The organism is Peribacillus sp. FSL M8-0224, assembly GCF_038003055.1.
In the GTDB taxonomy this organism is placed as follows: domain Bacteria; phylum Bacillota; class Bacilli; order Bacillales; family DSM-1321; genus Peribacillus; species Peribacillus frigoritolerans.
Genome location: NZ_JBBOOJ010000001.1, coordinates 66,699 through 79,641 on the forward strand (window position 1 = coordinate 66,699; position 12,943 = coordinate 79,641).

Below are 12,943 nucleotides of genomic sequence, written 5' to 3' on the forward strand. Positions count from 1 at the left end.
CTGATACCATTTGCTTCTCCTCAGGTGAAATAAAATAATGAATAACATGCTGAGACATAGGGAAAAGTGTGTAGCCAACGGGTGTAGTTTATCAATTTCAGTATAATTCATGTTGCTGATTGTAAAGAGAGGGGCCACAAAATATGAACTGCCTAATAAAATTCAAAGAATCTGCAAACAAAATGCATACTTTTTTTGTATAATATACGTAATGAGTTTACTACCCCGCTCATTACTATCTAGGACAAGATGGAGGCCTGTAATGGGCCTCTTTCTGTTTTTTATTCAATTTACCATCTTATTAATTTGTGTGAATTTTTGATTTTCCGAGGATCTTTTGAGTCGTCATAATGCGATGCTATCAAAACTAAGTAAGAGCTATCGCAGTGCCCCTTGAATAGCATTTTTAAAAATTAAAAGGTGTGGCTGTAATACGGATACGTGAACCAAGATTTTTTCTTCAATTCTGAAAATTACACTTGAATCAGTTATCAGCTGGGTATTTTTCAAGTGAAATATATACAGATTATAATTTTTCATTATGAAAGAAGAACATCGTTAAAGGATCACCTTAAAAAAATAAAAACAATGATTGATTGAATTGGCAAAGGTGGGTGGTTAACCAAAGCCTTAGGTGTAATAGCTTTACCATTGTGAAACTTAGAAAAAGTTGGGAGAAGTTATTCATGCTGGTTTTACTTTCTGCCGCCATAGCGCCAGGGCTGGCTTTGCTTTGTTATTTTTATTTAAATGACCAGAATGAAACAGAGCCATTATCTTTGGTGTTAAGGTCCTTCTTATACGGGGCATTACTGGTTTTCCCTCTAATGTTCATGGAATATATAATGGAGGAGGAACAAATAATTGAAAATATGTATTTGTCCTCCTTTCTGACGGTCGCTTTTATAGAGGAGTTCTTCAAGTGGTTCATTTTGTTTTTCACTATATACAACCATGTCGAATTCGATGAGCCATATGATGGGATTGTATATGGGGTAGCTGTTTCATTAGGGTTTGCCACATTAGAAAATATCCTGTATCTTTTTGCAAATGGTGTACATATTGCTATGGGCCGTGCATTACTGCCGGTTTCGAGCCACGCCCTCTTTGGCGTGATTATGGGGTACTATCTTGGTAAAGGAAAATTCTCTCTATCTAATGCAGGTCTTTATTTGTTCTTGGCCTTTTTCATACCATTCATCTTACATGGGCTATATAACTTGATACTGTTAAAGGGTGGTTTTACGATATACTGGATGTTACCTTTCATGTTTTTCCTATGGTGGTTCGGAATGAATAAGGTTAAAAAGGCGAGGATGGTATAAACCATCCTTTAAAAAGATTAATATTTGAAGCATTCCATTTGAAATTCCTGCATTTATTATTATACGCATACATGGTCTTGTCTTACTTAAGTAAAAACCAAGCAAATTTTTGTTCCTATTTTCGCCCATGTGAAAGATGATCAGGGCCACAAATTTGAAAAACAGAGAGTTCACATAAAGCCTAATGTGCAGGTGACTTCAAAAACGAATTGAGAGCATTTTCACATACCAGTGAAATCTGTGTAATTTCGTAAATAGGAACATTAAAATTTTTGAAATTTCCTTAATAAATATACAGTTCAATTTGTCCAACAACCTAACATGGAAGGAGGGAATTAACGTTGCTGTTTGGTATTCAAATCGAGAAAATTGGAAGGGGGATGCATAAATGTACAATACATTTGCGCCGTTTTAGGGTACAAAAAAACTCCTAAAACCCTTCGATTTCAGGAGTTGCCCTTCTATTTTAAAAATTGCATAGGATTAATAGGGTTTTTCCAGGCACCATCATGTATTTCAAAATGTAGGTGTTTACCTGTTGAACGGCCGGTGTTCCCCATATATCCGATTTGTTGCCCCTTACTTATAGATTGTCCGTTGCTTACCAGTCGTGAATCCATATGAGCGTACAGGGTGGTGTAAACCTTACCTTCAATATTATGGGAGATGAAAACAACATTACCGTAGCTACTAGAATAATAGGAACGAATAACCGTCCCTTTCGCTGAAGCGACGATAGGCACATTATCTGCAGGGTTCGCCAAGTCAATCCCTCCATGGAGTTTACCCCAACGAGAGCCATATCCGGAAGTGAATGTCCCTTTTGCCGGCCACATGAAATTACCACTCGTGATGTCCGGTTGAGATGAACTCGTGACAGTTGGCTTTGAATTCTTGGCCCGTCCTAGTTGTTCTTGGCGATCCATTTCACTTTGAATGGCTGACTCCTGTTCTTTAAGGAAGGTCGCTTCGTCCTCTAATTCGTAAATGGATGTTTCCGTATCTTGTAGTCGTTTTTTTACTTGATTAATAAGCTTATTTTTTTTAGCGATTTGTCCTTTTAATTCTTGTTTTAATGATTCCAAATCAGCGAGTCCGATTTCGAGATCTTTCAATTCGTTATTTAGTTCCGTTTCACTTTCCTCAAGTGTTTTTTTGTCTTCTTCATGAGCCTTTAATATTTCATTATCAGCTTCGGCCATTGTGCTTACCGCACCAACACGACTTACGAAGTCGCTGAAGTCCTTTGCACCTAGTAGCACTTCTATGTACTCAACCTCACCACCACTTTCTTGCAAGGCAAGTGCCTTTTCTTTTAAAATAGCATTTCTTTTTTTTATACGTTCTTTTAATTCCGCAATTTCTACTTTCAATTCCTTAATCTTTTGTTTAGTCTCATCCATTTTACCTTGAAGTTCACGAATTTGCTCATTGGTATCTTTCATTTCCATATCGAGTTCCATTACTTCGTTATCAAGGACTCTTTGCTTGTCCTCTAGATTTGATAGTTCATTTTGTTTCTTTTTAATGTCTGTATCTACATCGGAACGTTCATTTTTTATATTTTCTTTTTTTTGCTCTAGGTCTGCGCTTGCATAGGTCAAATCTTGGGTTATTGGATTAGTTATGGTAGCGGTACCTATTAAGGCAACAAATCCTAACGATAAAATCTTTTTTCTCAATCTCTTGTTCCTCCTGGTAATGCCCTTGAATCTGTTCCTATATAAAGATTCCCATACAGTTTTAAAGCGAATCTTCGAAAAGAAGATAGCATCAAAAATACCTCAGTATTAAATTATTATTAGCGAGTTGTCACACCAACAGAAATGAATGCATTTCAAGTATAAAAATTGTATGTTTTTTCACTATAATTAATAGTTTTATATTTAGGGAAACTATATCTAAGCATTTTAAGCAACCAAATATAAAACAAAGGATAAACTGATCACACGAGGTCAATAATAATGGGGACTATTCAGATTCAAATTCATTTTTTATGTACACATTTATTTTTATCTAGCACAATTTAATAGCATTATTTTACTGGGATTTATTATATCATCAGGGTTCGACAAGAAATAATATAAAAGCATTACATTTGTATTTCATTGACGTAAATGGTCGAAAAGTTGAACGTGAAAATAGTTTAAATAAATGGAATTTATAAACAGCATATTAGGAGAATTAGGAGAGGAATTGAGGGCCCTTAGATTCTCAGTGACTGTTTCAAAAGCACTGAAGGTGAAACAACGAGTGAGTAAAAAAACGGGCAGAAGCTTAGCTTTCTGCCCGTTTTGAATTATATTTTGCCAATCGATTTTGATATAGTTCCATATTAACGGGTCGCTTCGATCTTAATGTATCTACTGCTTAATAAGGTGAACAGTAAACTGCTAATGGAGACTGGTCGATTAAAAGTCGTGTCTTTTAGTATATCTTTTAAACCGTGGTCCTCAATTATTTCAAAGATCATTGTGGGCTTGGAAAACCATTTTTTTTGTTCCGGTTAGTGGTTCCGTGCTTACTAGTTTGATAATGTCAGTATATTGTAGCTTGTTATTGTCAATGATAATAGCGAGGTGAATTTTATGAAAATCAATGCAGTAGCTTTCTTAATTTTATTTAGTTTCCTAATCTTTACAAAAGGTGCATATAGTCAGAATTTTGATGTATATCATAATCTCAATGATGTTTTAAATGTAGCTAGTGAAAACAAAATAAAAGTTAAGGAGTGGAGAATATATTACCGGACAATAATGGAAAATGTAGAGGATGATGATCTGAACCGGATGGTTACTACTATAAAAAGCGATGACTCATTTACCTGGTCGGAAGAAGGAAATGATATTCACCATAAAACTATTAAAGGCGTAAAAGAAACTAACCAAGAGGAAATACTATTTACCTTTTCCGTAATTAAAAATGGGAAGCTATCTGATGTTAGTCTAAGTTATCAAGTTACAGGCGACAATAGGTTAGGTTTAAACAAAATTAAAGATTTGTACATACCAGTTCAATTTAAAAAAGTTAATCCGTATATTACTGTGGTGGGGAAAAAGGGTGCACAAAAACTTAATCAACTTGAAGGTAATTTGCTGGATTCATTTTCTGCTAGTTATGTGGAAGGGGTATCAGAAAGAGATTTTATTTCCGTCTCAGCTCTCTCTAGTAAATTTGATGAAAGGATTCATACCAAAACAGGAAAGTCATTTAATGTTCAAATTGGTCTAAGGAAATCAAAAAATAATAATGTTCAAATTACAATGGGTACACCAATTATAACGACTGAATACTAGATATAATGGTCTATAGGCTTGTCAATATTTTGGCAAACCTGTGGAACATTATCGGAAGTCATTTACAATAATTGGAAAATACAGATAGAACATTGGCGATACAGACTGTCCTAAAAAGGTTATTGGGTCAAGAGGCGATTTTCGTTTAAAAGAAACGATTCTATATTTACTAGATAAAAATATATGTAGTAAGTGGAACCATTTTGTTTTTAAGGTGGGAAAAAGAATAACCCATCTCCCTAAAGTCTTGGAAATGGGTTTTCAGGTGTCACACGCATATTTATAATGTCCACCTTTTCCTTAAGCGGACATTTTTCGGCAGGCTTCTGCACATTTAAAGCATACTTCCGCACATTTTTGACAATGATCATGATCGTGCTTTTTGCATTCATTTCCACATGCTTCACAAATGTCTGCACAAAGTTGACAAATCTGATGGGCAAAGGGACTGTTGGATTGCATAGCTTTAGCTGCAAACGCACAGATATCCGCACATTCCCTGTCTATCCTTATACAAGAAGCCATCATTTTAAGATTTTCTTCCTTTAAGCATGCATCATAACATGTATTACAGGCCTCCATGCATTCAAGACATGCTCTAATACAATCTTCATATGTGGTATTCATAATAAAACCTCCTAAGTATTTTGTTGTTCAACAATCATATTCTACCCAGTTCAACTATTATTTAACGAAATATCAAAAACTCCTTAAAAACTGCACAATTTTTTGATATTTTTTCATTATGATGGTGATAGTAATTCGAAAAAGCGGTGATTAATTTGAATAAAATATCCCTGAAATTCGGGCTTTGGTTTTTAGGTGCCATGCTTATTCTTGAAATATTTTTGTTCTTTTTTCTCCATACAAGCATTGTAGATTCCCGAATAGAAGAAGAATTAGCTGCACTTCAGGCAAGAGGCAATAGTCATCGGGACGTGCTTGAAAATTCCTATAAAGAGGAAACCTTACATCACATTGCTGTAATGGAAGCAAAAGCTGATACAGAGGTCATTATCACGGATCAAAATCAAAACATTATAATTACGTCCTCAAAATTTGATAATGAAGAGCAGAAAATTATAACCAAAGAAATAGGGCAAGTCCCACGTGATGGAGAGATACTGGAAAACAGGTGGAAAAGTGAAAAGTATATATCCACGGTCACGCCTTTTAAAATTAACCAAAATCAAAAAGGAAATGTGTACATGTTCCGGAGTACGGATCAGATTCAAAGTTTAATATCACGACTGAACCACCATTTTATAGCAGGTGCCATCATGATTCTTACTTTAATGATCATTACCATCCTCTTTTTATCTAAAGCGCTGACGACGCCTCTGATCAGGATGAAGCGGGCTACTGAAAAGCTTAGCAAGGGTGACTTCTCTGTCAATCTCCCTGACATGGGTGATGATGAGCTGGGGGAGTTATCCAGATCCATAAAAATTCTTGCCGAGGACTTAAAACACCTAAAAGAGGAAAGAAATGAGTTTTTGGCCAGCATTTCTCATGAGTTAAGGACGCCCCTTACCTATATTAAGGGATATGCGGATGTATCAAGGAGAAAAGATATAGACGAAACCATCCGCGATCAGTATCTTAGCATTATTTTTGAGGAAACAAAAAAACTGTCTGATATGATGAAAGATTTATTTGATTTGGCTAAGTTAGACAAAAATACTTTTGTCATAGATCGCATGGAAGTAGAGCTTTGTTCCTTTTTAAACTCTATATGTGAGAAGATGCTACCTGCTTTCACGGAAAAAGGAATGGAACTTGCCGTTGAATGCAAAAAAAATGTAAATGTCCTAATAGACCCTATGAGATTTGAACAGGTAATTTTTAATTTATTAGATAATGCGATCAAATACTCCGAACCCCATGCCAAAACGAGTATATCTGTAAAAAGTGATAAGGGAATGGTATTGCTGATTATAAAAGATGAAGGTCGTGGGATTCCTAAAGGTGATCTTCCTTACATCTTTGATCGCTTTTATCGAGTGGATAAATCTCGATCTAGGGACACTGGAGGGTCAGGACTTGGACTTTCCATTGTCAAAGAACTACTGGAAGCACACGAAGGTACGATAGAGATAAAAAGCGAGCAAGGAAAAGGGACAGCCTTTTTTATTTCGTTAAAGGAGTTGCCGTAATGAAAACCTTATTGCTTGTAGATGATGAAGCAAGAATGCTTGATTTGTTGAGTATATACTTATCTCCGGTTTATCAATGTATCAAGGTGAACTCCGGACTTGAAGCTGTTGTTCATATGAAAAACTCATATGCCGATTTAATTTTGTTAGATGTGATGATGCCGGACATGGATGGTTGGAATGCATGCGCCAAAATTCGTGAATTCTCTAAAGTACCGATTATTATGCTGACTGCTCGAAATGAAAAATCGGATGTAGTTAGAGGTTTCCAATTAGGGGCAGACGATTATGTAACAAAACCATTTGACGAGGGGGAATTACTGGCTAGAATAGATGCACTTTTCAGAAGAATGGACGATAAAAACACGAAGGCAATTCAATTCAAGGGATTGAAGTGGGATGAGGAATCTCATGAATTGTCGTATGAAGAACAGCAGATTCAACTCACTCCAAAAGAGTTTTCTTTACTGGGGATATTATTGAAAAATCCAAATAAAGTATTTTCACGGGCACATTTATTGGAAAGCATTTGGGAGAATAAAGTTTTTACTGAAGATAGGACGATAGATTCTCATGTCCGTAATATCCGAGATAAATTAAGGCAGGCAAAATTTCCTGTAGATTTATACCTTTCAACTGTTTGGGGAGTTGGATATAAGTGGGTACCAAAGGAATAGCGAATGTCTTGTCATAAAAAAAAATATAAATGGTACAAATTAGACAGGAGGGGGAAATCATTGAAACATTTAAAATGAAGCTTATTTTCTATTACAAATTAGCAGCCAACACAAATGATTATCCAAAGGAGGAATCAAATACATGTTGAAAAAAAGAATGAAAATGTCCATCAGCTTATCGATATTTGTAGCCCTTTTCTTAGTGCTGGTTGCCTGCTCTAACGCGAAAGATGAAAACAAAGAAAACATGGAAGGCATGGAAGGCATGGACCATGGTAATATGGACCATTCTAGCTCAGAAGAAGTTCCTGAAGGTTTGAAAGAGGCAAAGAATCCAACCTATGAAGTTGGAAGTCAAGCCATTCTCGAAACAGATCACATGGAAGGTATGAAGGGTGCCAAAGCAACGATTGTGGGTGCATACGATACGACGGTCTATGCTATTTCGTATACTCCGACAACTGGTGGAGAAAGAGTGGAAAATCATAAATGGGTTATCCAGGAAGAGATTAAAGATGCTAGGGATGAACCTTTAGAACATGGAACAGAAGTTACAGTAGATGCAGCTCATATGAAAGGAATGGATGGCGCGAAAGCTAAAATTGATTCAGCCGAAGCAACGACTGTATATGTAGTTGATTACATACCGACTACCGATGGAGAAGAAGTTAAAAATCATAAATGGGTAACAGAGAGTGAGTTATCACCGGCAAAATAATGTTTGAACGAAATGAATAGACTTAAACCATAAAAAAGAGCTTATCCCTAGAGGGATAAGCTCTTTTTACTGAGGTTATTTTGTGGTTTTATTAGCAGAAAAAAATCCAAAATTTAACCACAAAAGAAAATCGCTATTGATTATGCTAGTTCATGCTCGACGATTAATAGTGTCCAATGTTAACACATCCGACAAACCGCACATTAATCTACCTATTGTAATTTTCAGCTTCCTTGAAAACAATTAATGGGGTTGCATATAAAAAAATGTAATTAATTATATGATGAATTACAGTCTTATCGATTTTTGTGGTTGGGGTATTATAGGTATTTTGTCATTTCTGCACTCTTTCTGCATAATTTTGTAATGATAATGTAAATTTAGGTAAATGTGCATGTCATTTAATGGTGATAAAATAATAAAAAAGATCTAATCGGGGGAAAAATAGATAATGAAGAAAATCATAGCATCCGTTGTTGTGACGGGATTGTTACTATCAAATCCATTGGTCAGTGATGCTGCATTGGGCGATCGGACCTTAAAAAGTGGAATGACTCATACCGAAGTAAAACAATTACAAGAGGTTCTAAAGAAAAAAGAGTATTTTAAGAGTAAGAATACAACTACATATTTTGGGACCGTTACGAAAAGTGCAGTTGTAAAGTTCCAAAAAAGTAAAGGTTTAAAAGCTGATGGTATTGTAGGGCCGAATACATATAAAGCTTTGGGGGTAAAAAAGAAGAGCTCTAACGTAGCTAATGTAAATAAAACAAGCAATAAATCTACTGCGATAGTGAATGAAGCAAAGAAACATTTGAATGTACGGTATGTATGGGGTGGAACTTCACCAAAAGGTTTTGATTGCAGCGGATTCCTAAAATACGTTTTCGATAAAGGTGCGGATGTCACTTTACCAAGAACGGTATCTGAAATTTATAAAAAGGGGACAAAGGTGTCCAAACCACAGGTTGGGGATCTAGTCTTTTATGAAACCTACAAACCTGGTGCCTCACATGCTGGTATTTATATTGGAGGTAATCAATTCATACACAGCTCCTCATCAAATGGTGTAAGCATTTCCTCCATGGATAATAGTTATTGGAAACAGAGATATTTAGGAGCGAAAAGAATGTAATAGAGATAGCGGCCAGTTCTTTTTTTAAAGAGCTGGCTTTTATTATTTTTATTGTTCTACTAATAGGTTACGATACCGAGAAGTCTATGATGTACTCTATCAAACAAAAATAAGGCTGCTAGTATAACCCCCACATGTACAGACCATGCATCAAAGTAACAAAGACCAAGTTCCTCCGAATGTTCAATGAGATTTATCTCTTTGTTTTTCATGGCAGGATGTATCCTTTAAGATGAAAAAAAAATAGACGAGTTGCCTCGTCTACTTTTTACTTATGAAACTGACGATTTATCCTGCTTCTTTTCAACAGTCGTTAACTCAGGACTTTCCCCCTCTTCTTTTCCTTCATCAGATACTAATTCCTTGGTTGCACTCTTGAATTCAGTTAAAGTACGTCCAAAGGCTTTACCGATTTCCGGCAGCTTTTTAGGTCCAAAAATAATCAAGGCAATGACAAGTATTAAAATTAAACCCGGTATACCTATACTTTGAAACATAATACTTCCCCCAAGTAATTAAATTTTGTAATTCCTTTTAGATCATTTTTAGAATAACTTCAGTAAAAAAATCATTTAAATCCATATTCTTATCAAGTTTTTTTAAGCCCTGATATTATTTTAATCACAGTGAAAATTTTTGATGATTCGGATCGCTACATAATTTTAAAATTGTACCTCTACTTATATTTGATACTCTTTCTAACTCTAATTCATTTATGTCTTTTTGTTTATCCACCATCGTCCAAAATTACTTCTTTTTTTTACCAAGATTCATTACCAATGAAGCTCCTTTTAATTAGTTTTAGCAGCGTTGGTTAATTTTTATTCAACAATGTTGAACCCATAGCGCTACCAAGATCGGGAATTATTTATGAGTCCAAACAAGATTAAGGCATCCCTTAAAATTTCACGAAAAATGCAGTAAAGTACATGATTAATAGTCCAATCGCGAAACCAGAAAGGTTTAACCATGAAACAGATACTTCATTATGTTTTCTATGATCTTCAATGAGCATTTTCGTTATTACATAAATTACTTGAAGAATTGCCCCTGCTCCAATACCAAGGAACAAAGCGCCCCAAATTGGTGAGAAGATGAATCCGCCAACCCAAGTACCTACAATGGCGGGTGCACCTGCGATAACTCCGAGTAAAAGAAAGTCTCTAAATCGAGGTGTGGCCTTTAATAAAGGAGCAGCGATTCCAATCCCTTCCGTAATGTTGTGAAGGGTAAACCCTATGATTAAAAAGGTTCCTAAAGCAGCTTCACCTAGTGCAAAGGAAGAACCAATCGCCAAACCTTCTCCAAAGTTATGAAGTCCTATTCCGGTAGCCATCAACAAAGCCAAACCAAAAGGAGAATATCCTTTCTTTTCTTGCTTTCTTTGCTGATACTGATCAAAGCCAATCAATAATAAGAAGGTTAAGGAAGCTCCAATAATCACAACCATATTGCCCTGAAAGACAGAAGGTGCTTCTGCACCAATTTCAAATCCATCAGCCAGAGTCCCAACAAATAAGAATAAAAGGAGCCCAACGGTAAGGGCAAGGATCCCATTTATAGATTTTCGTGAGAAACGTTTCATAAAAGGATACCACAACAACCCCAATGTGATCGGGACAATTCCAACGTAAAATCCAATTAAGCCGTAATTAAGAAAGTTGCTCCAGGTGGTTTCTGGAGTGAGTGTGGCAGCTGCAACTTCACCTTCCGTGATAATCCCATTCTCTGTGATTAACTTAATGGTATGTGGATCACCTTCCACCCATGGGTAAGAGATGGTCAACTTTCCCTCATCAAATCGTTCAAGTTTTGCTTGAGGAGAGACATTGTAATTCCACACTGAATCATTGATCATCACTTGAGAAATCGTTAATGGTTTTGGCCCTGTATTGCTAACCGATAATTCAAAACCGGTTTTAGTTACCTTGATGCGTTCAATGTTCAAGACTTCAATCGGTGCTGCAGGGTCTTTTTCTACACCTGCTCCATTCTTTAGCACCCATCCTAGCACCCCTATAAGTAATACTAACGGAATTAAAACAGTAATTAGCCATTTGCTCTTCATATTATCCCTCCTTTTTACTCGACCTCAAAGAATCCCATCCAGCCTAACTCAGCAAATTCACTAACATGAGCATGAAACATATATGTTCCCTTATATGGAAAACGAACTTCAATAATTCCACGTTCTCCCTGACATTGCATGATGGTATCTGTGAACTGGGAGGGGTTATCGTTTCTCCCGGTTGGATAATACGTAAAGTAATTCGCATGTAAGTGAAACGAATTTAATAAGTCGAATTCTGTTAAATTACTTAGATAAATCCTTACGAGTTGATCTTTTTTGATTTTAATAGGGTGATTCATAAATGCGAAAGCATAGCCATTCACCGTATAAAACTCGTTTTCACCGTCTAAATCCAAATCATATCCATTCATAACCATGTTTAACTCTAATGCCGGTTCTCTTGGCTTCTTTGGATCAATAATAAAATTACCGTATAAGCCTTTATGAATATGGCGGGCTAGGGGGAGTACATGGCAATGGTAAATTTGTAATCCGTAAGGCTTCGCTTCAAATTCGTACGTGAATTTCTGTCCAGGATAAATGGAAGTTAAACCGTCCATCTCTGGAGGATGAATTCCGTGAAAGTGAATAGAGTGGGGATGGCTACCCTTATTAATAAAGTGAAACCGCAATAGGTCCCCCTCGGTACAACGAAAAGATGGTCCTGGAATTGTTCCGTTATACGTCCAGCCTGGAAATTTAATTCCTTTGGCAATTTCGATTTCCTTATCAATTGCCTCGACTTCATATTCCCGGAGTATTTGTCCGTTTGGAAGCTTGGTAACTTTTCCATAATCAAACTCAGTAAGGAGCCGTTCAGCCATTTTATAACCTGTTGTTATTGTTTTATCATTCATATTTTCATGATTGGAATGATTGCTCTTCTTGTTAGACGAACCATTGGATGCCTGAGCCATAGTTGGGATTTGTGCCATTTTATTTAAGTAATAAGATCCAGCTATTCCAAACGCACCAGCAGTCCCCATCTTTAAAATATCTCTGCGGGAAACCTTTTTCTCATCCGACATTACTTGACCTCCTTCCAAAAAGTTTCCTTAGGGAAACTTTTTGTTGTATAAGCTATACTTTAAGGTGTGTACAAGTTTTATGTCAACTCTTTTTTTAGGATATGTAATTAAAAATTTTTGCTCAGGAGGGGATATTCAACCGTAGTTTTGACTGGAGTGTTTTTTTCTATTGCACCTTAAAATAATCAACTAACAGGTGCTTCACTTCGAAAAGGTGAAATTTTCATGATTCGGTTACGATCTATTATCGAAAAGGCAGTATTTAAAAGGTTTAAAGATAAATGCTTATAAATATACCATTATTCTTCATTCTTTCTTCACATTTGACCAATAAAATTGATGTTGGTAGAGCCATTGGACATTAGCTTGTTGATAATGGGGAGTCAGAAGTGGAGAGATTTTGGTGATGATATTAAAGAAAATCATGTGCAGAGTACACGAATCCATCCTCTAAAAGGGGGTTCGGTACTTGAATCTTTTTGTTTAAGAAGATTGGGCATACTACTTACCAACTGGATTACATATCAGGCCAAAGAA

General features: G+C 36.0%; 11 protein-coding genes. 6 read left to right on the plus strand and 5 right to left on the minus strand.

Translation table 11 applies throughout. The features are described 5' to 3' along the window. The first annotated feature begins 686 nt into the window (after nt 1–686). Nucleotides 687–1,325, plus strand: coding sequence for a glutamic-type intramembrane protease PrsW (gene prsW, locus MKX49_RS00340; protein WP_336864937.1), 639 nt, complete (start codon nt 687–689; stop codon nt 1,323–1,325). A 461-nt stretch (nt 1,326–1,786) separates the two neighbouring features. Here the strand turns inward: prsW and MKX49_RS00345 are convergent, their stop codons facing one another. Continuing rightward, nucleotides 1,787–3,007 carry a murein hydrolase activator EnvC family protein gene (locus MKX49_RS00345; protein WP_340874170.1) on the minus strand — a complete coding sequence of 407 codons (1,221 nt, stop codon included), beginning with the start codon at nt 3,005–3,007 and terminating at the stop codon, nt 1,787–1,789. A 906-nt stretch (nt 3,008–3,913) separates the two neighbouring features. Here MKX49_RS00345 and MKX49_RS00350 point away from each other — a divergent pair. Then, nucleotides 3,914–4,621, plus strand: coding sequence for a YwmB family TATA-box binding protein (locus MKX49_RS00350; RefSeq protein ID WP_340874171.1), 708 nt, complete (start codon nt 3,914–3,916; stop codon nt 4,619–4,621). A gap of 300 nt (nt 4,622–4,921) precedes the next feature. Here the strand turns inward: MKX49_RS00350 and MKX49_RS00355 are convergent, their stop codons facing one another. Next, nucleotides 4,922–5,248 (minus strand): four-helix bundle copper-binding protein, encoded by a 327-nt coding sequence (locus tag MKX49_RS00355; RefSeq protein WP_340874172.1) that lies wholly within the window; start codon nt 5,246–5,248, stop codon nt 4,922–4,924. Nucleotides 5,249–5,403: 155 nt separating this feature from the next. On the opposite strand from MKX49_RS00355, the gene MKX49_RS00360 reads away from it, so the two are divergent. From MKX49_RS00360 to MKX49_RS00375, 4 genes are all read left to right on the plus strand, one after another. After that, complete coding sequence (locus MKX49_RS00360; RefSeq protein ID WP_340874174.1) at nt 5,404–6,777, plus strand: sensor histidine kinase; 1,374 nt, start codon at nt 5,404–5,406, stop codon at nt 6,775–6,777. Continuing rightward, nucleotides 6,777–7,454 (plus strand): response regulator transcription factor, encoded by a 678-nt coding sequence (locus tag MKX49_RS00365; RefSeq protein WP_340874176.1) that lies wholly within the window; start codon nt 6,777–6,779, stop codon nt 7,452–7,454. Before MKX49_RS00360 ends, MKX49_RS00365 begins: the two co-directional genes overlap by 1 nt. A gap of 142 nt (nt 7,455–7,596) precedes the next feature. Beyond that, a complete protein-coding gene (locus MKX49_RS00370) occupies nt 7,597–8,172 on the plus strand; it encodes a YdhK family protein (RefSeq protein WP_340874178.1) in 576 nt (191 codons plus the stop codon). 451 nt (nt 8,173–8,623) lie between these two features. Further along, complete coding sequence (locus tag MKX49_RS00375; protein WP_340874179.1) at nt 8,624–9,307, plus strand: C40 family peptidase; 684 nt, start codon at nt 8,624–8,626, stop codon at nt 9,305–9,307. 272 nt (nt 9,308–9,579) lie between these two features. On the opposite strand, the gene tatA is transcribed toward MKX49_RS00375, so the two are convergent. The 3 genes from tatA to MKX49_RS00390 all read right to left on the minus strand — a co-directional run bounded on the left by tatA (nt 9,580) and on the right by MKX49_RS00390 (nt 12,406). Then, nucleotides 9,580–9,804: a twin-arginine translocase TatA/TatE family subunit gene (gene tatA / locus MKX49_RS00380; RefSeq protein ID WP_340874181.1), complete on the minus strand. Its 225-nt coding sequence runs from the start codon at nt 9,802–9,804 to the stop codon at nt 9,580–9,582. Between the two features lie 401 nt (nt 9,805–10,205). Further along, nucleotides 10,206–11,375, minus strand: a complete 1,170-nt coding sequence (locus MKX49_RS00385) for a ZIP family metal transporter (RefSeq protein WP_340874183.1) — start codon at nt 11,373–11,375, stop codon at nt 10,206–10,208. Nucleotides 11,376–11,389: 14 nt separating this feature from the next. Continuing rightward, on the minus strand, nt 11,390–12,406 hold the full coding sequence (locus MKX49_RS00390) for a multicopper oxidase domain-containing protein (RefSeq protein WP_340874184.1): 1,017 nt from the start codon (nt 12,404–12,406) through the stop codon (nt 11,390–11,392). Nucleotides 12,407–12,943 lie beyond the last annotated feature (537 nt).

What these genes read in the sequence shown, in the direction of transcription:
- prsW (WP_336864937.1), top strand. Translation starts at nt 687, where the DNA reads ATGCTGGTTTTACTTTCTGCCGCCATAGCGCCAGGGCTGGCTTTGCTT.
- tatA (WP_340874181.1), bottom strand. Translation starts at nt 9,804, where the DNA reads ATGTTTCAAAGTATAGGTATACCGGGTTTAATTTTAATACTTGTCATT.
- MKX49_RS00390 (WP_340874184.1), bottom strand. Translation starts at nt 12,406, where the DNA reads ATGTCGGATGAGAAAAAGGTTTCCCGCAGAGATATTTTAAAGATGGGG.
- MKX49_RS00370 (WP_340874178.1), top strand. Translation starts at nt 7,597, where the DNA reads ATGTTGAAAAAAAGAATGAAAATGTCCATCAGCTTATCGATATTTGTA.
- MKX49_RS00385 (WP_340874183.1), bottom strand. Translation starts at nt 11,375, where the DNA reads ATGAAGAGCAAATGGCTAATTACTGTTTTAATTCCGTTAGTATTACTT.
- MKX49_RS00355 (WP_340874172.1), bottom strand. Translation starts at nt 5,248, where the DNA reads ATGAATACCACATATGAAGATTGTATTAGAGCATGTCTTGAATGCATG.
- MKX49_RS00365 (WP_340874176.1), top strand. Translation starts at nt 6,777, where the DNA reads ATGAAAACCTTATTGCTTGTAGATGATGAAGCAAGAATGCTTGATTTG.
- MKX49_RS00350 (WP_340874171.1), top strand. Translation starts at nt 3,914, where the DNA reads ATGAAAATCAATGCAGTAGCTTTCTTAATTTTATTTAGTTTCCTAATC.
- MKX49_RS00375 (WP_340874179.1), top strand. Translation starts at nt 8,624, where the DNA reads ATGAAGAAAATCATAGCATCCGTTGTTGTGACGGGATTGTTACTATCA.